This window comes from Stenotrophomonas sp. 10N36, from assembly GCF_056395005.1.
Map to the genome: position 1 here is coordinate 673,465 of NZ_JBFTIS010000001.1, position 21,640 is coordinate 695,104.

General features: G+C 66.0%; 17 protein-coding genes and 1 tRNA gene. 4 read left to right on the forward strand and 14 right to left on the reverse strand.

Features of this window, described 5'->3' with window-relative positions; all coding sequences use genetic code 11:
• Positions 1–88: 88 nt before the first annotated feature.
• From cyoD to AC1DCJ_RS03120, 6 genes are all read right to left on the reverse strand, one after another.
• Positions 89–433, reverse strand: coding sequence for a cytochrome o ubiquinol oxidase subunit IV (cyoD, locus tag AC1DCJ_RS03095; RefSeq protein ID WP_038689648.1), 345 nt, complete (start codon positions 431–433; stop codon positions 89–91).
• Entirely contained in the window at positions 433–1,074 is a 642-nt protein-coding gene (cyoC, locus tag AC1DCJ_RS03100; RefSeq protein WP_038689650.1) for a cytochrome o ubiquinol oxidase subunit III, read from the reverse strand. Before cyoC ends, cyoD begins: the two co-directional genes overlap by 1 nt.
• Positions 1,071–3,068, reverse strand: a complete 1,998-nt coding sequence (gene cyoB / locus AC1DCJ_RS03105) for a cytochrome o ubiquinol oxidase subunit I (protein WP_038692409.1) — start codon at positions 3,066–3,068, stop codon at positions 1,071–1,073. The genes cyoC and cyoB overlap by 4 nt, the downstream gene beginning before the upstream one ends.
• Before the next feature lie 8 nt (positions 3,069–3,076).
• On the reverse strand, positions 3,077–4,165 hold the full coding sequence (gene cyoA / locus AC1DCJ_RS03110) for a ubiquinol oxidase subunit II (protein WP_320490368.1): 1,089 nt from the start codon (positions 4,163–4,165) through the stop codon (positions 3,077–3,079).
• Between the two features lie 266 nt (positions 4,166–4,431).
• On the reverse strand, positions 4,432–6,054 hold the full coding sequence (locus AC1DCJ_RS03115) for a lactate permease LctP family transporter (RefSeq protein WP_478070055.1): 1,623 nt from the start codon (positions 6,052–6,054) through the stop codon (positions 4,432–4,434).
• Positions 6,055–6,102: 48 nt separating this feature from the next.
• Positions 6,103–7,107 carry a 2-hydroxyacid dehydrogenase gene (locus tag AC1DCJ_RS03120; RefSeq protein ID WP_478070056.1) on the reverse strand — a complete coding sequence of 335 codons (1,005 nt, stop codon included), beginning with the start codon at positions 7,105–7,107 and terminating at the stop codon, positions 6,103–6,105.
• A 145-nt stretch (positions 7,108–7,252) separates the two neighbouring features.
• On the opposite strand from AC1DCJ_RS03120, the gene AC1DCJ_RS03125 reads away from it, so the two are divergent.
• The 3 genes from AC1DCJ_RS03125 to AC1DCJ_RS03135 all read left to right on the forward strand — a co-directional run bounded on the left by AC1DCJ_RS03125 (position 7,253) and on the right by AC1DCJ_RS03135 (position 10,294).
• A complete protein-coding gene (locus tag AC1DCJ_RS03125; RefSeq protein ID WP_478070057.1) occupies positions 7,253–8,053 on the forward strand; it encodes an alpha/beta fold hydrolase in 801 nt (266 codons plus the stop codon).
• The gene (locus AC1DCJ_RS03130) at positions 8,050–9,372 is read left to right on the forward strand and encodes a GGDEF domain-containing protein (protein WP_478070058.1); all 1,323 of its coding nucleotides are present in this window, start codon (positions 8,050–8,052) and stop codon (positions 9,370–9,372) included. Before AC1DCJ_RS03125 ends, AC1DCJ_RS03130 begins: the two co-directional genes overlap by 4 nt.
• Positions 9,373–9,487: 115 nt before the next feature.
• Positions 9,488–10,294, forward strand: coding sequence for a hypothetical protein (locus tag AC1DCJ_RS03135; protein WP_448135487.1), 807 nt, complete (start codon positions 9,488–9,490; stop codon positions 10,292–10,294).
• Positions 10,295–10,906: 612 nt separating this feature from the next.
• On the opposite strand, the gene AC1DCJ_RS03140 is transcribed toward AC1DCJ_RS03135, so the two are convergent.
• Both AC1DCJ_RS03140 and AC1DCJ_RS03145 read right to left on the reverse strand, forming a co-directional pair.
• Positions 10,907–11,269, reverse strand: coding sequence for a hypothetical protein (locus tag AC1DCJ_RS03140; RefSeq protein WP_478070059.1), 363 nt, complete (start codon positions 11,267–11,269; stop codon positions 10,907–10,909).
• A gap of 462 nt (positions 11,270–11,731) precedes the next feature.
• Positions 11,732–11,807, reverse strand: a tRNA-Thr gene (locus AC1DCJ_RS03145).
• Between the two features lie 147 nt (positions 11,808–11,954).
• On the opposite strand from AC1DCJ_RS03145, the gene treA reads away from it, so the two are divergent.
• Entirely contained in the window at positions 11,955–13,583 is a 1,629-nt protein-coding gene (gene treA / locus AC1DCJ_RS03150; protein ID WP_478070060.1) for an alpha,alpha-trehalase TreA, read from the forward strand.
• 18 nt (positions 13,584–13,601) lie between these two features.
• Here the strand turns inward: treA and AC1DCJ_RS03155 are convergent, their stop codons facing one another.
• The 6 genes from AC1DCJ_RS03155 to AC1DCJ_RS03180 all read right to left on the reverse strand — a co-directional run bounded on the left by AC1DCJ_RS03155 (position 13,602) and on the right by AC1DCJ_RS03180 (position 21,617).
• Complete coding sequence (locus tag AC1DCJ_RS03155; RefSeq protein WP_478070061.1) at positions 13,602–14,300, reverse strand: lysoplasmalogenase; 699 nt, start codon at positions 14,298–14,300, stop codon at positions 13,602–13,604.
• Entirely contained in the window at positions 14,297–16,180 is a 1,884-nt protein-coding gene (locus AC1DCJ_RS03160) for a M61 family metallopeptidase (RefSeq protein ID WP_478070062.1), read from the reverse strand. The genes AC1DCJ_RS03155 and AC1DCJ_RS03160 overlap by 4 nt, the downstream gene beginning before the upstream one ends.
• A 149-nt stretch (positions 16,181–16,329) precedes the next feature.
• The gene (gene ispH, locus AC1DCJ_RS03165) at positions 16,330–17,280 is read right to left on the reverse strand and encodes a 4-hydroxy-3-methylbut-2-enyl diphosphate reductase (RefSeq protein ID WP_038689676.1); all 951 of its coding nucleotides are present in this window, start codon (positions 17,278–17,280) and stop codon (positions 16,330–16,332) included.
• Between the two features lie 55 nt (positions 17,281–17,335).
• A complete protein-coding gene (gene lspA / locus AC1DCJ_RS03170; protein ID WP_320490382.1) occupies positions 17,336–17,842 on the reverse strand; it encodes a signal peptidase II in 507 nt (168 codons plus the stop codon).
• Positions 17,842–20,673: an isoleucine--tRNA ligase gene (gene ileS / locus AC1DCJ_RS03175; RefSeq protein WP_478070063.1), complete on the reverse strand. Its 2,832-nt coding sequence runs from the start codon at positions 20,671–20,673 to the stop codon at positions 17,842–17,844. The genes lspA and ileS overlap by 1 nt, the downstream gene beginning before the upstream one ends.
• Entirely contained in the window at positions 20,670–21,617 is a 948-nt protein-coding gene (locus tag AC1DCJ_RS03180; RefSeq protein WP_478070064.1) for a bifunctional riboflavin kinase/FAD synthetase, read from the reverse strand. Before AC1DCJ_RS03180 ends, ileS begins: the two co-directional genes overlap by 4 nt.
• Positions 21,618–21,640 lie beyond the last annotated feature (23 nt).

Here is a 21,640-nt window from a genome sequence, read left to right on the forward strand (position 1 = left end):
TTGGGAACCGCCCCCACCTCGGCGGGTGCCGGACGCAGAAAGGCCGCCCGAAGGCGGCCTTTCTGCATGCAGCAACGTCGCGAGGACGTCAGTGCATCATGTGCACGTTCATGTTGTGCATGACCCACAGCGAGCCGGCGACGATGATGCCGATCACCACCACGGTGAAGGCCGCCGCGCTGACGTTCCAGCGCTGCTCCGACGAGCGGTTCAAGTGCAGGAAGAACACCAGGTGCACCAGGATCTGCAGCACCGCGGCGATCACGATGATCACGCCGGTGGTGAAGGTCGGCAGGTTGCCGTGCATCACCAGCCAGAACGGGATGATCGTCAGGATCGCGGCCAGCGCGAAGCCGACCAGGTACGACTTGACGCTGCCGTGGCTTTCGCCGCCGGCACCATGGTCGTGTGCGTGGTTGTCGTGTGCGGACATTACAGCGCTCCCTTCAGGTAGACGACGGAGAACACGCCGATCCAGATCAGGTCCAGGAAGTGCCAGAACAGGCTCAGGCACGCCATGCGGGTCTTGTTGGTCGGGGTCAGGCCGTTCTGCTTGATCTGGATGAACATGATCAGCAGCCACAGCAGACCGGCACTGACGTGCAGGCCGTGGGTGCCCACCAGCGCGAAGAACGCCGACAGGAACGCGCTGTGGTCAGGACCGAAGCCCTCATGGATGAGGTGGTTGAACTCCCACACTTCCATGACCATGAAGCCGAAGCCCAACAGCCAGGTCAGGCCCAGCCAGAGGTACATCTGGCCCACCTTGTGCTTGTGCAGGGCAATCATGCCCAGGCCGAAGGTCAGCGAAGAGACCAGCAGCAGCGTGGTTTCCCAGGCAACGAAGGTCAGGTCGAACAGATCCTTCGGGCCCGGGCCACCGTTGGTGCCACCGGACAACACGATGTAGGTGGCAAACAGGCTGGCGAAGATGAGGCAGTCGCTCATCAGGTACACCCAGAAACCGAAGACGGTATTGCCGCCGGTGTCGTGGTGCTCGTGATCATCATGGCCGTGGGCCGCCGCGTGCGCGGCGTGCCCATGGTTCATGGCGTTGGAGGTAGTGCTGCTCATGCCTTCAGCTCCGCTTTCACCAGGCCCTGCGCCACCAGGTGGCGACGGTGCTCATTTTCGATGCGCTCCACTTCGGCGGCGGGCACGTAGTAGTCCGTGTCCTTGTCGAAGGTGCGCCAGATGAAGGTACCGATCATGCCGACGATGCCGACGATGGCCAGCCACCAGATGTGCCAGATCATCGCAAAGCCCAGGACCAGGCTGAAGGCACCGATCACCACGCCCGTGCCGGTGTTGCGCGGCATGTGGATGTCGGTGTACTTGGCCGGGCGCTCCCACGCTTCACCACGCTGCTTGCGCTCCCAGAACTCGTCCAGTTCGGTGACGCGCGGCAGCGAGCCGAAGTTGTAGAACGACGGCGGCGAAGAGGTTTCCCACTCCAGCGTACGTGCGTCCCACGGGTCGCCGGTCAGGTCGGCGGTCTTCTTGCGGTCGCGGATCGACACGGCGATCTGGATCACCTGGCACAGGATGCCGGCGCCGATGATGAACGCACCGAACATCGCAATCACCAGCAGCGGCTGGTATTCCGGGTTCGGGTAGCTCTGCATGCGGCGGGTCATGCCCATGAAGCCCAGGATATACAGCGGCATGAAGGCCACGTAGAAGCCGATGAACCAGCACCAGAACGCGCGCTTGCCCCAGGTTTCATTGAGGCGGAAGCCGAACATCTTCGGCCACCAGTAGGTGATGCCGGCAAACATGCCGAACACCACGCCGCCGATGATGACGTTGTGGAAGTGGGCGATCAGGAACAGGCTGTTGTGCAGCACGAAGTCGATGGCCGGGATCGCCAGCATCACGCCGGTCATGCCGCCGATGGTGAAGGTGACCATGAAGCCGATGGTCCACAGCACGGGCGTGGTGAACTGCACGCGACCGCGGAACATGGTGAACAGCCAGTTGAAGATCTTCACGCCGGTGGGGATGGAGATGATCATCGTCGTTATGCCGAAGAAGGCATTGACGTTGGCACCCGAGCCCATGGTGAAGAAGTGGTGCAGCCACACGATGAACGACAGAACGCCGATGCAGGCGGTGGCGTAGACCATGCCCTTGTAGCCGAACAGCGCCTTGCGCGAGAACGTGGCGATGACCTCGGAGAACACGCCGAAGGCCGGCAGCACCAGGATATAGACTTCCGGGTGACCCCAGATCCAGATCAGGTTGATGTACAGCATGGCGTTGCCGCCACCGTCATTGGTGAAGAAGTGCGTGCCCAGGTAACGGTCCAGGGTCAACAGCACCAGGGTGACGGTCAGCACCGGGAAGGCGGCGATGATCAGTACGTTGGTGACCAGCGCGGTCCAGGTGAACACCGGCATGTGCATCAGCTTCATGCCCGGGGTACGCATCTTCAAGATGGTGATGAAGAAGTTGATGCCGCTCAGCGTGGTACCCAGGCCTGCTACCTGCAGGCCCCAGATGTAGTAGTCGACACCTACCCCTGGACTGTATTCCTTGCCCGACAACGGCGGGAAGGCCAGCCAACCGGTCTGCGCGAACTCACCGACGCCCAGCGAGATCATCACCAGGCCCGCGCCCGCCACGAACAGCCAGAAGCTGAGCGAGTTGACGAACGGGAAGGCCACGTCGCGTGCGCCGATCTGCAGCGGCACGACAACGTTCATCAGGCCGGTGATCAGCGGCATCGCCACGAAGAAGATCATGATCACGCCGTGGGCGGTGAAGATCTGGTCGTAGTGATGCGGGGGCAGGATGCCTTCGTTACCGCCGGCGGCCATGGCCTGCTGCACGCGCATCATGATCGCGTCGGCGAAGCCGCGCAGCAGCATGACGAAGGCGATGACCAGGTACATCACGCCGATCTTCTTGTGGTCCACCGAGGTGAACCACTCTTTCCAGAGATAGCCCCACAGCTTGAACTTGGTGATCAGGGCCAGCACCAGCAGGCCACCGATACCAGCACCGATCAACGTGGTGATGATGATCGGATCGTGCGGGATGTCGGCAAATGTCAGTTTACCCAACAGATTCATGCTTATTCTCCCGAGCCTGCGTGGCCGGTGTGACCGGCGGCGGCATGCTCGTCTGCAGTGTGTTCGGCGTGCCCGGCGTCAGCACCCGCGGCGTGCGCCGCGTGCGTGTCGTCGGCGTGCACGTCCGCCGGGGCAGGACCTGCAGCGGCAGGCATGTCGTGGCCGGCGTGGCTTTCGCCTGCGGCGCCGTCATGGCCCATCGCGTTGTGGTCGTGCTTCATGCCGTAGTGCTGGTTGTCGCCCATGTGCTTGGCGATGACCCAGTCGAACAGGCCGGCTTCGGCGGTACCGAAGTACGTCACCGGGTGCCAGTCGTGGTTCTTTTCGGCCACCAGCGCATCGAACGCGGTCTTGTCCAGGGTCGCCGTGTCGGCGCGGACCTTGGCCAGCCACTGCTGGTACTGCGCATCCGTCACCGAATGGGCGCTGAAATGCATCTTGCTGAAGCCCGCGCCGCTGTAGTGCGAGGACATGCCCGGGAACTCACCGGTCTCGTTGGCGATCAGGTGGAGTTTGGTCTCCATGGCCGTCATCGAGTAGATCATGCTGCCCAGGTGCGGGATGAAGAAGGCATTCATCACCGAATCGGACGTGATCTTGAAGTTCAGCGGGGTATCGACCGGGAACGTGATCTCGTTGACCGTGGCGATCTTCTCTTCCGGATAGATGAACAGCCACTTCCAGTCGAGCGAGATGGCTTCGATCACCACCGGCTTCTTGTCCGACTCCAGCGGACGGTACGGGTCCAGCGCGTGCGAGGAACGCCAGGTCAGCACGGCCAGCACCAGCACGATCATGCACGGGATCGACCACACCACCACTTCGATCGCGGTGGAGTGCGACCACTTCGGCTCATAACGGGCCTTGGTGTTGGTCGCGCGGTACTTCCAGGCGAAGGTCAGGGTCATGATGATGACCGGCACGACGACCAGCAGCATCAGCACGGTAGCCGTGATCAGCAGCGTCTTCTCATCGTGGCCGATCTGGCCCTTGGGGTTGAGGATGGCCGAGTTGCAGCCCGTCAGGAACACGGACAACGCGAACAGCAGGCCCGGACGCAAATAGCGTCCAAGGGGTTTCAACGGAATCATCGGTCGATCCAATTGCGTAGGGAATGCCAGCTCAAGCGCGCCCCGTCCCGGCCAAAGGCCGGTTGTGCCGGTCCAGGGGGACAGGCACAGGGGACGATCATGTCAGCCCTCTAATTTTAGGCCGTCATGCATCATTTAAGAAAGGCATTGACAATGATCCAGCGCAGGAAAGCCCCGTTTTGGCTGCGACACGTTGTCGCAGTGCGCGCAATACGCCCGATTCAGCACGCCAACACGTTCATGTATAGACATGAATGCCCTTCCCGTCAGCCGAGCAGCCACGACAGCAGCAGCGTGCACAGGCAGACATAGCCGAGCAGCGCCAGGCTCACCGCCAGGGTGGTGCGCATGATCGCCGATTCCTGACCCACCAGCTTCACCGCCGCGGCCGCAATGGCGATCGACTGCGGCGACACCAGCTTGGCCATCACCCCGCCGGCGGTGTTGGCGGCCACCAGCAGCGCCGGGCTGACCCCGATCTGCGCAGCAGTGACCGCCTGCAGGTGGGCGAACAGGGTGTTGCTGTTGACCACCGAGCCGGTGATGAACACGCCCGTCCAGCCGATCACCGGCGCCAGCGCCGGGAACACCCCGCCGGCCTGGGCCAGCGCCAGCCCGATCGTGGACGAGGCCCCCGAGTAATTGGTGATGTAGGCCACCGCCATCACCAACGCCACAGTGGCCAGCGGCTTCCACATCTCCCGGCCGGACTGGGCCAGCTCCTCGCCCGCCGCGCGCAGGCCCAGCTTCGGCGACAGCACCACCGTGAGCAGCGCGGCGATCAGGATCGCGGTGCCCGAGGCGTTGAGCCAGCCCACGGTCCAGACCGCGGGCAGCGTGTGCGCGGCGGCCACCAGCGGCGGCAGTTCCTGCACGCGCTGGTGGAGCAGGCTGACCGGCAGGTGCAGCACCGTGGACCCGAGCGCGCCATCGGCGGCGAACAACGCCTTGAACGCGGGCAGGCTCCAGACCAGGATGGTGGCGGTAAGAATGTAGAACGGCGACCAGGCCAGCAGCACCTGCCGCAGCGTCCAGCGCTGGCTGGACACCGGCGGCGCCTGCGTCTCGCGGTAGATGCGCCGCGGGCGCCAGACCTGCATGAAGGCGGCCAGGCTGCCCATCGCGGCCAGCGGGCCGATGATGTCCACCAGTTCCGGCCCCAGCAGGTACAGCACAAGCGTCTGGCTGCCACTGAACACGCCACCGACCACCAGCAGCACCGGCCAGGTCTCGCGCACCCCGCGCCAGCCGTCCAGCAGCAGCACCAGCACCGCCGGCAGCAGCAGCGCGCAGAGCTGAACCAACGGGATCAGCATCTGCGACATCTCGCCCAGCCCCACCCCACCCTGCTGCGCGCCCACCAGCACCGGAATGCCGATCGCACCGTAGGCACCGGCCGCGCCGTTGGCGACCAGGCACAGCATCGCCGCCTTCAACGGGCGGAAGCCGAGTTCAACCAGCAGCGCGGCGCAGATCGCGATCGGCACGCCGAAACCGGCGGCGCCTTCGAGGAAGCCACCAAAGCAGAAGGCGATCAGCAGCACCTGGATGCGCTGATCCTCGGAAATGGTCGCGATGCTGCCGCGGATCACCTCGAACTTGCCGCTGCGGATGGCCAGCTTGTACAGCCAGACCGCCATCAGCACGATGAAGCTGATCGGGAATACGCCGTTGGCAATGCCGAGCAGCGCCGCCCCCAGCAGGGTGTCCAGCGGCATGCCGAACACCAGCGACGACACCAGGGCCGACACCAGCACCGCCAGCAGCGCCGCGGTGAGGCCCTTGAGGCGAAGCACGGTGAGCGCCAGCAGGAACACCAGCACCGGCAGCGCGGCCAGCAGCGCAGAGAGGTTCGCATTGCCGAGCGGATCGTAGTTCTGATGCCACATGGTCAGGCCCTGCGCTGGAAAAGGACGGGGAACAGCATCACGCGTGGATCAGGGCAGCGGCACCGCGTTGGCACACGGCCGGCCAGCGGCGAAATCCCCCAGGTTGCGCAGGGTGATTTCGGAGATTTCCTGCAGCGCCTCCACCGTGAAGAAGCCCTGGTGGCCGGTGACCAGCACATTGGGGAAGGTCATCAGGCGCTGGAAGGCATCGTCATCGATGATTTCCCCGGAGCGGTCCTGGAAGAACAGCGCGCTTTCCTGCTCGTACACGTCGATGGCCAGGTGCCCCAGGTGCCGCGCCTTGAGCGCGCCGATCACCGCGTGGGTATCGACCAGCCCACCACGCGAGGTGTTGACCAGCATCGCCCCGGGCTTCATCCGCGCCAGCGAGGCGGCGTTGATCAGGTGGTGGGTGTCCGGGGTCAGCGGGCAATGCAGTGACACGATGTCCGCGCGCGCCAGCAGATCTTCAAGCGCGACGTACGTGCCGATCGCATCGAACGCGGACGACGGGTACGGATCGTGGCCGAGCACGGTGCAGCCCATGCCCTTGAAGATGCGGCCCGTGGCCAGGCCGATCTTGCCGGTGCCTACGATGCCCACCATCGTGCCGTAGAGGGTGCGCCCGAGCAGCCCGTCGAGCATGAAGTTGCCCTCGCGCACCCGGTTGTAGGCGCGGTGGGTGTGCCGGTTGAGGGTCATGACCAGCGCCAGGGCGTGCTCGGCGACCGCCTCGGGCGAATACGCCGGCACCCGGGCCACGAAGAAGCCCAGCTGCCCGGCCATGGCCAGGTCCACGTTGTTGAAGCCGGCGCAGCGCAGCAGGATCGCGCGCACACCCAGGGCGTGGAGGGCCTGCAGCACCGGCGCGTCGAGACGGTCGTTGACGAACACGCAGACCGCCTCGCAGTCCTGCGCCAGCGCCGCGGTATGCACGTCCAAGGTGGCATCGAAGTAAAGGAACTCCACCGGCCGGGCCGCATCGGCACGCTGGGTGGCCTCTTCGAGGAAGCGGCGGTCGTAGGGCCGGGCGCTGAAGACGGCAGTTCGCATGACGGGCTCTCCGGGAATTCCTGCACCACCATACCGCTCCGGGATGACAAGCGGAAACACGCGGCAGGTGCCGGCCCCCACCATGGACCCGGCTGCCCACCTGCCCTAGTATTCGCCCCTTGGGAAACGCCGTGGGTAAACGTACTTGGGCAGTTTTGAGCGCTTCAACGGCCGCCGCAGCGGTCAGGGCAACGACGTCGTCATCCTTTCCCACGGCTTCGGTACCGACCAGACGGCGTGGACTGCATTGCGGCCCTGGTTCGACCAACGGTTCGACGTGATCTCGTTCGATCTCGCCGGTTGTGGTCCCAACGGTGCGGACACCTACGATTTCGACCGCCATGGCGCGATGTTCGGCTATGCCGACGATCTGCTCGATATCGTCGACGAGCTCGACCTGCACCGCTTTACGTATGTCGGGCACTCGATGAGCGGCATGATCGGCGCGGCCGCCGCGGTTGCACGCCCGGCGCTGTTCGAACGCGTCGTGACCATCGGCGCTTCGCCGCGCTACCTCGACGATGACGGCTACACCGGCGGCTTCAAGCCGCAGGACCTGGACGACCTGTTCGAAAGCATGCAGGCCAATTACCAGGCCTGGGTGGCGGGGTTCGCGCCGATGGTGGTGGGTGTCGAGGACAACCGCGTGCTCGCGGACTTCTCGCGCACCCTGTTCCAGATGCAGCCGGACATTGCGCTCAACACCTCGCGCACCATTTTCACCTCGGACATGCGCACGCTGGTGCCGCAGTTGTCCATGCCGGTGCACGTGATCCAGACCGCGGTGGACATGGCGGTTCCGGTCGAGGTGGCCCAGTGGCTGGCCGATACCATCGACGGGGCAACGCTGGATATCATCGATGCGTCGGGGCACCTGCCGCATATGACCGCCGCCGACGAAGTGACACGCATCCTGGAACGGCGATTGATGGGGGCAGCGGCTTGAACGCGCCCAGCAGCGAGGCACTTGCGGCGCTGTGCAGCTTCGCCCGGCTCACCACCCACGCAGACCTGGCCCTGGCCGTTGAACTGGATGCGCAGGGCCGTTCGACGTGGTCGACCGCATCGCCCGCGTTGCCGTTGTCCGGGTTCAACCTGGCGCGCAGCGGCATTCTCGAGCGCGCCTGGCAGGGGGAGCCCGTAGACGCGGCCGGCTTCCGCCTGCCGACGGCCATCCTGCATGCCCTGCAGAGTGCCCCCACCCACCTGCTTTACGTGCCGGCCCCGTCGGCCGACAGCCCGCACAGTGGCCTGTTGCTGCTCTGGAAACAGCAGGCGCCTGCCGAGGGGATCACGGCCCAGCTGCCGTTGCTGTCCAGCAGCGTGGCCGGACTTCTCTCCGCGCGACGGGAGGCCACCCGCCAGCTCATTGCGCACAATCAGTTCATCGATCTGGTGGAAAGCGTGCCGGCCGGCATCGTGCTGATCGACGGCGATGGCGTGGGTGCGGTGATCAACGAACATGCTGCCGCACTGCTGGGCTGTGCCGCAGGCAACCACCGCGCCGCCGACCTGACTGGCCCGATGCGAGCCTTGCGCCTGCGCAGCGACAACCACGCCGAGCTGGAACAGGCCTATGCCGCGCAGATGGGCAACGTCAACTTCGCCGCGACGTTGAACTGGACGTTCGGCGAACGCACCTTCGAAGTGGACACCCACCCGGTGCGCGGCAATGGCGAGCACGGCCGCATCTGGCTGTTCACCGACGTCACCGCCGACCTGCTGATGGCCGCCGAACTGCGCCGCCTGGCGTCGTCGGACCCGTTGACCGGCGTTCCCAACCGACGTCATTTCGAGGAGCGCTCCGCGCAGATCATCGCCGCCCGCGAAGCCAGCGGACATTCGGTGGCGGTGCTCATGGTCGACGTGGATCACTTCAAGGCGATCAACGACACGCACGGCCACCCGGTGGGCGATGAAGTGCTCAAGATCGTAGCCCGGCGCTGCCGGGACGCGCTGCGCGACCGCGACCTGTTCGCGCGGTTCGGCGGTGAGGAGTTCATTGCATTGCTGTCGGCACCGGTCATTGACGAAGTTCCGGCCGCCGCCGAGCGCCTGCGCCATGCGATTGCCGCCGAGCCGATCACCGTGGGCGGCACCCGCATTGCGGTGTCGGTGAGCGTGGGCGGTGCGGTGGGCGAAGCGCTGCCGGGCTGCGATGCGACGCTGCTGGAGGACCTGGTGGCGCGTGCGGATGAGGCGCTTTACCAGGCGAAGACGGCCGGACGCAACCGGGTGCAGATGGCAGACCCGGTGGCGGCCTAGCCGACCGTTGAAGCGCCCCGCCCCGGCGGCGCGTCGGCCTGTGTTGCATGCCCCGGGAGTAGCGCTACACTCGGCAGCAGCCGGGCCGCACGGCTCCGCCCCAAAAGGACGCAACATGGATGTTGTCTGCCCGCTCGTACGCCGTCTGTGCATGGTGGCCGCCTTGGTCACCCTGTCTGCCTCCGCTCTGGCGGCCGACCCGCCCGCGACCGAGAGTCCCGGCCAGCTTCAATTGCGCAGGCTGGGTGCCCTGAAGGCGCTTGCCGATGCAGCCTCGCCCGATACCCCTCCTGACCGCAATGCGCTGATTACCGGCCTGGCCCTTCAGATGGTCATCGCGGACCCTGCGCTGGTGCCTGCCGGGACAGCCGGGCTGGACAGCCTGCCGGCGCTACGCGCGGTGTGCGGCGCGGCTGCACAGGGTGCCGTACATCTGGTCCAGATGGCCCAGGCCTCTGACGATCCCAGCGGGAACCTCGCGCGCATGTCGGTGGCAGTCGACCGGAGTGCCATCATGGGCATGGCATGCACGGCACGACAGCTGGACATGCAAAGCCGGGCGATCCTTGATCGAGCAACGGCCCAGACCGAGCCAACCGAACTCGACGGGATGCGTGCGATGGCCGACACCCTGCCCACGAACATCGCCGCGATCCTGCTGGGCGCCACGCTCTCCGACTTGAACCCCGCCTCCCGTGATCGCACGGCGACCGATGCCCTGCCGATTCTTGGCGAGGCCGCCGCCGCGATGCCGCCCGCTACCAAAGCCGCAGCGCTCGACGCCGTGCAGCAGATGCTCGCACGCCCCGATGCCGACGGACACATCGACCGCACCACGCGCGATGCATTGCTTGCCCCACTGAAGGGCAGCGCGTGCACGGCCAGTTGCAGGTTGCTTGGCGCCGAGGGTGGCGGGCGCTGATCGCCCTGATCAACCTTATGGAGGGGAGAAACGCCGGCAGGGAGCATCGTTTCTGCTACCTGCGCGCCGTCGCTGTACCTGTCATTGACGATATAGAACGGGTGAAGCTTCGCAGGAAGCGAGGCGCTGGATGAACGCCGCTCCGCTTTGCGCGCACAACAAAAGGTATGCGATCAGTCGCGCTGCGCCTCTGATCCGGCTGACTCGTGCGGGCCAGCATCCTTTAGGAACTGACCATCGCAGGCGTGCATTCCCAGCTCAACTTGCTCGACAGCTAAGCGTGTGCTCTTACTTGCCCCTCTACGGATCTTGCCGCGAAGGCTGGAAGTTGAGGAGCTCCCTGGCAATACCCCGATGCCTTGGAAGACCTATCCCCTCGCCACCTGCAATTTTGCACTCAGATGCCCCCAACGACGTTGGCCAAAATAAAAAGACGATGGCAGCACGAGCCGAGCAATCACTCCTTCACCAAGAGCACGAAGTGGAAGAAGAATTCTCATGACTTGCTGCGGCATCGGGTGACAGGCGCTATAGCCGTAACCTCGCGCGCATGAGTGAAAGTGAATACCTGCGAATTCTGATTCCGATGCCCGGATGTAGATGGCCCACCTTTCATCGCAGCGTCTCGATCGTCTGAACATACAGGACGTCGTCGGAACATCCACCGCCTTCTATTCGTCTGTCCCTGATGTCGTACCACAGAAAATTCAGAGACCGCGGCCGAGAATCCATGGTCCCGGTGAGTACCACGGCCTTTCCATCCCAGGCACCGGGTCTGCGCAGGACGTTCTTGGGTAAAGCGAGATCAACGCACTCGCCCGACAGGGTTTGTACCGACCCCAACCCGTGCCCACCCACGTACACCGTCATGACGCCACGCAGCGCCGTCTCGCCTTGATCAGCGGCGACGTGGCTTCTGCACGATGTGGCAAGCATCACCAGTACGGCTACGGTCAACAGTTGTTTGACGAACATGAGACGCCCCCATTTCGAAGCACCGTCAGTATTGTTTCAATCCTTAACCCCGTTGATCAGGCCATTCAATGCGCGGCCTCCAAGCATGTTGCCCCTCAGTTCTTACAAGCGCGGCGATACACCACCTGCAGTCCGGCCCCTGCACCGGCGCGCCCTTCAAATCCCTTAAAGAGCCCGACAGCAAGGCGCTGCATTGATAGCACGGGAACAAGGCGTGCGGAATGGCATACAGGATCCTGCCGGGGCCTCGCTTGGGGTCCAGCGCAACCGTGACGCCAAGGTCGACCGAAGCCAGCAGGTGATCCCATCCAGCTGTCCGGGATCGACAGCGGAAGGGGACGTTAACCTTGCTCTGATCTCACTGGGCACGGCAACACCGCGAATGTGTGGCCCGGCCAGTGGGGACGCGACGTCGGCCCACAAACAAAAAGCCCCGACCAAGGCCGGGGCTTTTCGTACAACTGGTGCCGGAAATAGGAATCGAACCTACGACCTACGCATTACGAATGCGCCGCTCTACCAACTGAGCTATTCCGGCTGAGCAGGCAATTCTACGGTGGAGGCCCCCAAGCGGTCAATTGGCACCGCCCCGGCCCGCCACCAAGGGGCACGCACGCACGCCCCACCCCACCAGGCGTTGACGCAAGGCCGCCTACAGTGGCCCTGTCCCGCTTGGAAGCCCCCGATGCCCGCCTGTTCCCGCCTGACCGGCCTCATGCTGGCCGCCCTGCTCTGCACCGGCGGCGCCGCCGCCGAACCCGCCCGCCAAGCGCCACAGCCACCCGACCAGCAGTGGCAGCCGCTGTTCCAGCAGGTCCAGGGTGCTCACCTGTTCAAGGACCAGAAGACCTTCGCCGACGCTATCCCGCGCCAGGACGCCCGTGCGCTGCTTGATCACTGGCAGCAGGCCCAGACGCAGCCGGGCTACAGCCTGCCTGCCTTCGTCGCCGCCCAGTTCACGGTGCCCGGCGATACGGCCGCCTACGTGCCCCCGTCCGGCGAAAGCCTGCGGGCCCACATCGACGGCCTGTGGCCGGTACTGACCCGCACCACCGGCACCGTCGACCCGCACGGCTCGCTGCTGCCGCTGCCCAAGCCCTACGTGGTCCCGGGCGGGCGTTTCCGCGAGGTCTATTACTGGGACAGCTACTTCACGATGCTGGGGCTGGCGTCCAGTGGGCGCTGGCAGCAGGTGCGCGACATGGTCGACAACTTCGCCTGGCAGCTGGACCAGTACGGGCACATCCCCAACGGCAACCGCAGCTACTACCTGAGCCGCTCGCAGCCGCCCTTCTTCAGCCTCATGGTGGAGCTGCTGGCCACCCACGAAGGTGATGACGCCTACCGCCGCTATCTGCACCAACTGCGTACCGAGCATGCGTTCTGGATGCGTGGTGCCGACGGCCTGCAACCGGGTGCGGCCAGCGAGCGCGTGGTGCGCCTGGCCGACGGCCAACTGCTCAACCGCTACTGGGATGCGCGTGCGGTACCGCGCACAGAATCGTGGACCGACGATCTGGCCACCGCCGCGCAGGCGCCACAGCGCGCGCCATCGCAGGTGTATCGCGACCTGCGCGCGGGGGCGGAATCGGGCTGGGATTTCAGCTCCCGCTGGTTGGCCGACCCGGCCGCCCTGGGCAGCATCCACATCACCGCCATCGTGCCGGTGGACTTGAACAGCCTGCTGTTCCATCTGGAAAAAACCGTGGCCCGTGCCAGTAAAGCGGCCGGCGACCGCGCTGCGGCAAGCGATTACGAGCAGCGGGCGCAGGCGCGCCAGAAGGCGATCAATACGCTGCTCTGGGACGCTACCCAAGGCTGGTATGTAGATCGCGATATCGAGCGCGGTCAAACCCGCCCTGCCCTCACTGCAGCGGCGCTGTTTCCGCTCTGGCTGCAGGTGGCCACCCGCGCGCAGGCCCGGCAGACCGCAGCGGCGGTGGATGCGCAGTTGCTGCGCCAGGGCGGCCTGCTCACTACCACCGTGCGTACCGGGCAGCAGTGGGACGCCCCCAACGGCTGGGCGCCACTGCAATGGGTCGCGGTGGATGGGCTGCAACGCTATGGCGAGAACACGCTGGCGCGTCGCATCGGCACGCGCTTCCTGCACACCGTGCAGGCCGTGTACGACAGCGAAGGCAAGTTGGTGGAGAAGTACGTGGTGGATGGCTCGGCCGGCGGCGGCGGTGGCGGCGAGTACCCGCTGCAGGATGGCTTCGGCTGGAGCAACGGCGTAACCCTGGCGCTGCTGGACCGGCTGTGTCCGCCGCGACGTACGTGCGTCAGTGCACAGGATGTGGGCGCCGCAGACTGAGCTGCGGCGCAGCGGCAATCAACTTCCGCGCGTGCCGTGGGCGCCCGGTACCGATCGCGCAATGCCGTATTGCGCGGCGTAGTACGTACTCAGCACCAGCAGGCTGGCCATCGGCAACCCACCGCCGAAACGGTCCCAGGCCAGCAGGCAATCGCTGGCCACGAACAACACCGCGCCGCCCGCCGCCCACGCCGTGCTGCGCCGGTCGATGCCCTGCGGTGCCGGCGCGCGCCAGTGCCGCGCCAACGCGAGGATCGCCATGACCGCCAGCACCACCACGTAGGCCAGGACGGGCACGCGCATGTCGGCCGGCAGGTGCGGCCACAATGCGATGAGGTTGCCCGCGGCGAATGCGCCGAGCAGCACGGCCGCCACGCCCAGTCCGCGCCCGGCGTGGATGCCGGCGCGGAAGGCGACGATGTAGCAGACATGCGCCAGCAGGAACGCAACCAGGCCCGGTACGAAGGCGTCCATCGGCAGCATCAGGGCGATGTCGCCGAGGCAGGAAAGGCCCATGCCGGCCAGCACCGCACGGCGGTAGCCGGGTGCCGGTGACATTGATGAGGCAACGGCCTGCCATGCGATCGAAGCGATCAACAAGGTGGCCAGTGGTTTGGCCAGCCAGTGCAACCAACGTCCATCGCCATCCAGGCCCGCGCCGACGATGGCCGCGATGGCCACGGCCACGATGAGTAGATCGCGGCCGCGCGAGGTCATCGGGCTTTCCACAGCTCGGCCAAGCGATCAGGCTTGCCGGCGATGCGCTGCAGCGACGGGTACAGCAGGCCACCGTGGTAGTCCAGGCTCACCGTGTCAATGCGGTCGAAACTGCGCACCAGCAGGGTGATCGGCGCCTTGTCGGTCTTGGCGGCGGTCACCGCGTCCTTCAGTACGTCGCCCTTGAACACGCGGCCGTTGACGGCCAGTACCGTCATGCCCGGCGCCAGGCCGGCATTGAACGCCGGGCTGTCCCACAGCACGTCGGTCAGCGCGCCGCTGTTGGCCACGCTGACGCCCAGCGAGTAGGTCAGGTTGATGCCGGCGGCGCGGGTTTCCTGCGCCTTGACCGCATCGCTCGGGGTATCGGTGTAGACCAGTTTCCAGCCGGCCGCTTCCAACCCACCGGTCAGCGATCCGTGCCCGTCCAGGCGCTCGCGCAGGAAGCTGGCCCAGTCAAACGGCGCGATCCCATTCAAGGTGCGCACCACGTCTTCGAAGGTATACGGATGGACGTTCCAGTCGCCATCGTTCACGCCGAAGAACGCCCTGGCGAAATCGTCGAGGCTGCGCTTGTTGCCGGTCAGCGCGCGCAGCTTGCCTTCCACTTCCAGCCACACCATCTGGCCACCGGAGTAGTAGTCCTCGCTCAGCTGGTAATTGCGGAACGCCAGCGCGCGACGCTGGGCGATGGTGGGATCGTTGGTGGTGTCCTGCAGCGCGCGCCACGCCAGGCCCGGTCGGCCGCGATCGTAGGTGGCCGCCACGTTGGCCAGGGTTTCGCGGGTCTGCTGCACGCTCCACAAGCCCGAGCGCGCGGCCAGCACCTGGCCCCAGAACTGGGTCTGGCCTTCATACAGCCACAGCAGGCTGTCGCCCATCGGCACGTTGAAGTTGGGCGTGGACAGATCCGCACCGCGCCGGTACTTGCCATTCCAGGAGTGGTTGAACTCGTGCGGCAGCAGGTCGCGGCCCAGCCAGTTCTTGTCCCACTCGGTGAAATAGCCCGGTTCGGCGCTGTTCTCGCTGGAGCGCTGGTGCTCCAGGCCGATGCCGCCAAGCTTGCTGGTCAGCGCCAGCAGGAAGTCGTAATGATCGAAGTGGCGTGCGCCGTACAGCTTGTAGATCTGCTGCACCAGCGCGCGGTGCGCCTGCAGCTGTTCGGGCTTGGCGACCAGCGATTTGGCATCGTCGGCAAACACGTTCAGGCGCACCGGCACCTTGGCACCGGGATCCAGATCGAACTGCTGGTAGTAGCGGCCGGCGAACAGCGGCGAATCGACCAGGTGGTCGTAGCTTATGGGCTTGAATACCACGGTGTCGCCGTCGCGGCGCTCGGTTTCCAGCGCGGTGGCGTAGTTCCAGCCCTTGGGCAGGGTCACGCTGGCCTGCGCCTGCAGGTTGCGGGTGATCACGCCGGCCGGGTACAGCGAGTTGGCGTTCCACTGCAGGTTGAGCATTTCCGGGGTCATCACCACCCGGCCCTGGCTGCCGCCCTGCGAGGACAGGAACTTGAACTCGGCCACCACCTCGCTGGCACCGTCGGGCACGTCCACCTTGAAGGCGTACACGTCGTACTGATCGCGCGTCCATTGCAGCGGCTTGCCGTTGGCGGTGACCACCAGCCCGGCCACCTTGTCGATCGGGCCACTGGGCGAATGCGCACCGGGCAGCCACTGCGGATACAGCAGGGTGAGCGGGCCAGGCTTGGCCGGAATGGTCGCCTTGACCTTGAAGATGCGCCGGCCGATGTCGCGTGCGTCCACCTCGATGCGCAGCACACCCGGCCAGGCAACATCCTGCGGGGGCGGCGTCTGCGCCTGTACGCCGGTGGCGGTGAGTGCCAGCAGCACGGACAGGACGGTGGTACGCATGTTCATCGGCAACGCTCCGGCGGTGATAGAGCCGATCCTAGCCCTCGTCACTGCCCTGCCCCATGGCCAAAGGTCATGCGTGGGGCAGCGGCCAGACTACGCAAAGCACGGGCGTCGCGCGTGGGTAGAGCCACGCCATGCGTGGCTGCGCCGCATCAGCTGATCAACCGCAGCCGCAGTTCCTTGGGCAGCGCGAACACCATCGATTCCGGTTCGCCGTCGAGTTCGCCGATGCCCGTGGCACCCAGCTCCTTCAAGCGTGCGATCACGCCGTCCACCAGCACCTGCGGTGCCGATGCGCCGGCGGTCAGGCCGATGTGCTTCTTGCCCACCACCCAGGCCGGATCGATCTCGTGGGCGCCGTCGATCAGGTACGACTCCACGCCCTCACGGCGCGCCAGTTCACTGAGACGGTTGGAGTTGGAGCTGTTGGGCGAGCCCACCACCAGCACCAGGTCGCAGCGCTGGGCCAGGTCGCGCACGGCGTCCTGGCGGTTCTGGGTGGCGTAGCAGATGTCGTCGTTCTTCGGCCCCTGCATGGCCGGGAAGCGCGCACGCATGGCCTCGATGATGCCGCGCGTGTCATCCACCGAGAGCGTGGTCTGGGTGGTGTAGGCGAAGTTCTCCGGCTGCTCGATCTCCAGCGTGGCCACGTCTTCGACGTCTTCCACCAGGTAGATGCGGCCGGTGCCGCGCTCGCGGTTCCACTGGCCCATGGTGCCTTCCACTTCCGGGTGGCCGGCGTGGCCGATCAGCACCACGTCGCGGCCGGCCCGGCAGTGGCGGGCCACTTCCAGATGTACCTTGGTGACCAGCGGGCAGGTGGCATCGAACACTTTCAGGCCACGGCGCTCGGCTTCCTGGCGCACGGCCTGGGAGACGCCGTGTGCGCTGAAGATGACCGTGTTGTCGTCGGGCACTTCGTCGAGTTCCTCGACGAAGATCGCGCCGCGCGCCTTCAGGTCATCCACCACGAAACGGTTGTGCACGACCTCGTGGCGCACGTAGATCGGCGCCCCAAGGGTCTCGATCGCGCGCTTGACGATCTCGATCGCACGATCGACACCGGCACAGAAACCACGCGGATTGGCGAGCAACACGTCCATCGGTCAGATACTCCGGCCGGCACGCGGCCGGTTGATTGCAGGAAACAGGAGGGAATTATCCCGCTTTTTTCTCGGACTTGCCGTCGAACAGGCCAAACACAGCGATCCCGACCGCCCCGACCACGATCGCCGCGTCGGCGATGTTGAACGAGGGCCAGTAATGGTCGCCGATATGCCACTGGATGAAGTCCACCACGTGGCCGTGCATCAGCCGGTCGATCACGTTGCCGATCGCCCCGCCGATGACCAGCGCGTAAGGCACTGCGCTGCGCCAGTGGGCACGGGCGGTGCGCGAGAGCCAGAACGCCATCAGGCCGCTGATGCCCACCGCCAGCGCGGTGAAGAACCACAGCTGCCAGCCACCGGCATCGCTCAGGAAGCTGAACGCCGCACCGGTGTTATAGGTGCGGAACCAGTTCCAGAAGCCCTCGATGACCACCACCGGCTGGTACTCGGGCAGGCTGGACAGCACCCAGGCCTTGCTCCACTGGTCCAGGCCGATGATCGCCACCGACAGCAGCAACCACACCAACGCATTGGGACGCGGACGGACGGTGCTCATCAGAACCACCGCCGATCTTCGCCGGCACCGTCGATGTTGGTCACGCAGCGACCGCACAGTTCCGGATGGGCCGCCACCGTGCCTACATCGGCACGGTAATGCCAACAGCGCACGCACTTGGTTTTTTCAGTCGGCTGCGCGCTGACAAACACCTCATCGGTGATCGCCGGGCGCACCTGCACATCGCCACTGATCAGCAGGAAGCGCAGTTCGTCAGCCAGCGGCTGCCAGCGGGCGGCGGTGTCCGCGTCGGCGGCCACGGTGATCTCCGCTTCCAGCGCCGCACCGATGGCACCGTTGGCACGCATCGGCTCGAGCACCTTGGACACCTGCTCGCGCAGGGCCAGCAGCTGGTCGAAATCGGCGGCGGTGAGCGGCGCGTCGGCCGGCAGCGGCGCCAGACCTTCATACCAGGTGGCAAACAGCACGTTGTCCTTGCGCGCGCCCGGCAGGTAGCCCCACAGCTCGTCGGCGGTGAAGCTCAGGATCGGGGCGATCCAGCGGGTGAACGCTTCGGCGATGTGGTACATCGCGCTCTGCGCCGAACGGCGGCCGCGCGAGTCCACCGGCATGGTGTACAGCCGGTCCTTGGTCACGTCCAGGTACAGCGACCCCAGGTCGACGCTGCAGAAGTTCAGCAGCAGCTGCACGATCTCGGCCATGGTGTAGCTGGTGTAGGCGGCCTTGATCTTTTCCTGCACCTCGAAGGCGCGATGCACGATCCAGCGGTCCAGCGCGACCATGTCGGCCGGCGCCACCAGGTGCTGGGCCGGATCGAAGCCGTCCAGGTTGCCCAGCAGGAAGCGCGCGGTGTTGCGCAGGCGCCGGTAGGCGTCGGCATTGCGCTTGAGGATCTCCTGCGACAGCGACATTTCATTGCTGTAGTCGGCCGAGGCGATCCACAGGCGCAGGATGTCCGCACCCAGCGTTTTCATGATGTCCTGCGGCTCGATGCCGTTGCCCAGCGACTTGGACATCTTGCGGCCCTTCTCATCCACGGTGAAGCCATGGGTGAGGCACTGCTTGTACGGCGCATGCTTGTCGATGGCCACGCCGGTCAGCAGCGAGGACTGGAACCAGCCGCGGTGCTGGTCCGAGCCTTCCAGGTACAGGTCGGCCGGCTTGCCGAAGCCACGCGCCAGCAGCACGCCTTCGTGGGTCACGCCGGAATCGAACCACACATCCAGGATGTCGGTGACCTTCTCGTACTGCGCGGCTTCGTCACCGAGCAGCTCGGCGCTGTCCAGCGAATACCAGACGTCGATGCCGCCCTGCTCCACACGGTCGGCCACCTGCTGCATCAGTTCAACGGTGCGCGGGTGCGGCTCGCCGGTTTCGCGGTGGGTGAACATCGCGATCGGCACGCCCCAAGTGCGCTGGCGGCTGATGCACCAGTCCGGGCGCCCTTCGACCATGCCGCCGATGCGCGCCTTGCCCCAGCTCGGGAACCAGCCGACGTTGTCGATGGCGGCCATCGCATCGCTGCGCAGGTTGGCCTTGTCCATCGAGATGAACCACTGCGGGGTGGCGCGGAACACCACCGGGGTCTTGTGACGCCAGCAGTGCGGGTAGCTGTGCACGATCTCGACGTAGGCCAGCAGCGCACCGGAGGCGCGCAGCACGTCCACGATCAGCGGCTGCGCCTTCCACAGGTGCACACCGGCCAGCTCGACATCGCCGGCCGGCGGCGTCGAAGACAGGTACACGCCGCGGCCGTCGACCGGGTTGATCTGGCCTGCGTTGTACTTCTCCATCAGCCCGTACTGCTGGCTGACCACGAAATCTTCCTGGCCATGGCCCGGAGCGGTGTGCACCGCACCGGTACCGTCTTCGGCCGAGACGTGCTCGCCGTTGAGCAGCGGGATGTCGCGGGTGGGATAGAACGGGTGGGCCAGCAGCAGGTTTTCCAGCGCCGCACCGGTGGCGTGGCCGTGCACGACCAGGCCATCGACGCCGTAGCGCTGCAGCGAACGCTCGGCCAGCGCGGCCGCCAGCACCAGCCAACGGCGCTTGCCGTTGTGGGCCGGGCCTTCGGCCAGCACGTACTCGATCTCCGCCCCGAGGGACACCGCCAGCGAGGCCGGCAGCGTCCACGGGGTGGTCGTCCAGATCGGCACGGCCACCTCGACATCGGCCGGCACGGTCGCGCCGAAGCGCGCGGCCAGCTGCGCGCCATCACGCGCGGTGTACGCCACGTCGATTGCCGGCGAGGTCTTGTCCTGGTATTCGATTTCCGCTTCCGCCAGGGCCGAGCCGCAGTCGAAGCACCAATGCACCGGCTTGGCGCCGCGCACGATGTGGCCATTGGCGAACACCTTGGACAGCGCGCGGATTTCGTTGGCCTCGAAATCGAAGCTCAGCGTCTTGTACGGGTTGTCCCAATCGCCGATCACGCCCAGGCGCTTGAAGTCGCGGCGCTGCAGCTCGATCTGCTCTTCGGCGAACTCGCGGCACTTCTGGCGGAACTGCTCGGCATCCAGCTTGACCCCGACCTTGCCCCACTTCTTCTCGACCGCGATCTCGATCGGCAGGCCGTGGCAATCCCAGCCCGGCACGTAGGGCGCATCGAAGCCGGCCAGGTAGCGCGACTTGACGATGATGTCCTTGAGGATCTTGTTGACCGCATGGCCCAGGTGGATCTGGCCGTTGGCGTAGGGCGGGCCGTCGTGCAGCACGAACAGCGGGCGACCCTGCGCGTTCTCGCGCAGGCGGGCGTACAGGCCCTCGTCTTCCCAGCGCGACAGAATGCCCGGCTCGCGCTTGGGCAGGTCGCCGCGCATCGGGAATTCGGTTGCCGGCAGATGAAGGGTGGCTTTGTAGTCCTGGCTCACGCAGTGGCTCGCAATCTGTGTTCGGAAAGGATGTGACGCGCCTGTTCGGCGTCACGGTGCATCTGGTCGGTCAACGCAGCCAGATCTTGGAACTTCTCTTCGTCGCGCAGCTTGGCGACGAATTCCACTTCAATATGACGACCGTACAGGTCGCCCTGGAAATCGAACAGGTGGGCTTCCAGCAGCGGCTCCACGCCATCTACGGTGGGCCGGGTGCCGAAGCTGGACACCGACGGCCACGGCTGGTCGAACACGCCGTGCACCCAGGTGGCGTAGATGCCCGACAGCGCCGGGGTCTTGGGGAAGCGCAGGTTCGCCGTCGGGAAGCCCAGCGTACGGCCGAGCTGGCGCCCGCGCACCACCCGGCCGCCGATCGAGTACGGGCGGCCGAGCAGATCGTTGGCGTGGGTGAAGTTGCCCTCGCGCAGCAGCTGGCGGATGCGGGTGCTGGAAATGCGCTCGCCGTGCAGGTCCACCGGGTCGATTTCGCCCGCCGTAAAGCCCTGCTCCGCGCCCATGGCCTGCAGCAGCGCCAGGTCGCCGCGACGGCGGTTGCCGAAGCAGAACTCCGGGCCGATCCAGACTTCACGCGCACTCAGGCGCTGCACCAGCAGCTGCTGGACGAAGTCTTCGGGCTGCATGGCGGCCATGCGCGCATCGAAGCGCAGCAGGCCCACCGCATCCACACCCAGTTCGTTGAGCATGGCCACTTTGTCGCGGCCCAGGGTCAGCCGCGGCGGCGGCTCGCCCTGGGCGAAGTACTCGCGCGGCAACGGTTCGAACGCGACCGCCACGGCGGCCACGCCCAACGCGCGCGCACGCGCCACCGCATGCCGCACCAACGCACGATGGCCGAGGTGCAGGCCGTCGAATGCGCCGATGCAGACCACGCTTCCGTGCGGGAACAGCTGCCCGCCTTCAATGCTTCTGAACAACCTGCTCATCAACTGGGAATCCGGCCCACCAG

Bases quoted from the DNA above. Each gene is read 5' to 3' on its own strand.
- cyoD (WP_038689648.1), bottom strand. From the start codon at position 433: ATGTCCGCACACGACAACCACGCACACGACCATGGTGCCGGCGGCGAA.
- cyoC (WP_038689650.1), bottom strand. From the start codon at position 1,074: ATGAGCAGCACTACCTCCAACGCCATGAACCATGGGCACGCCGCGCAC.
- cyoA (WP_320490368.1), bottom strand. From the start codon at position 4,165: ATGATTCCGTTGAAACCCCTTGGACGCTATTTGCGTCCGGGCCTGCTG.
- AC1DCJ_RS03115 (WP_478070055.1), bottom strand. From the start codon at position 6,054: ATGTGGCATCAGAACTACGATCCGCTCGGCAATGCGAACCTCTCTGCG.
- AC1DCJ_RS03120 (WP_478070056.1), bottom strand. From the start codon at position 7,107: ATGCGAACTGCCGTCTTCAGCGCCCGGCCCTACGACCGCCGCTTCCTC.
- AC1DCJ_RS03135 (WP_448135487.1), top strand. From the start codon at position 9,488: ATGGATGTTGTCTGCCCGCTCGTACGCCGTCTGTGCATGGTGGCCGCC.
- AC1DCJ_RS03140 (WP_478070059.1), bottom strand. From the start codon at position 11,269: ATGTTCGTCAAACAACTGTTGACCGTAGCCGTACTGGTGATGCTTGCC.
- treA (WP_478070060.1), top strand. From the start codon at position 11,955: ATGCCCGCCTGTTCCCGCCTGACCGGCCTCATGCTGGCCGCCCTGCTC.
- AC1DCJ_RS03155 (WP_478070061.1), bottom strand. From the start codon at position 14,300: ATGACCTCGCGCGGCCGCGATCTACTCATCGTGGCCGTGGCCATCGCG.
- AC1DCJ_RS03160 (WP_478070062.1), bottom strand. From the start codon at position 16,180: ATGAACATGCGTACCACCGTCCTGTCCGTGCTGCTGGCACTCACCGCC.
- ispH (WP_038689676.1), bottom strand. From the start codon at position 17,280: ATGGACGTGTTGCTCGCCAATCCGCGTGGTTTCTGTGCCGGTGTCGAT.
- lspA (WP_320490382.1), bottom strand. From the start codon at position 17,842: ATGAGCACCGTCCGTCCGCGTCCCAATGCGTTGGTGTGGTTGCTGCTG.
- AC1DCJ_RS03180 (WP_478070064.1), bottom strand. From the start codon at position 21,617: ATGAGCAGGTTGTTCAGAAGCATTGAAGGCGGGCAGCTGTTCCCGCAC.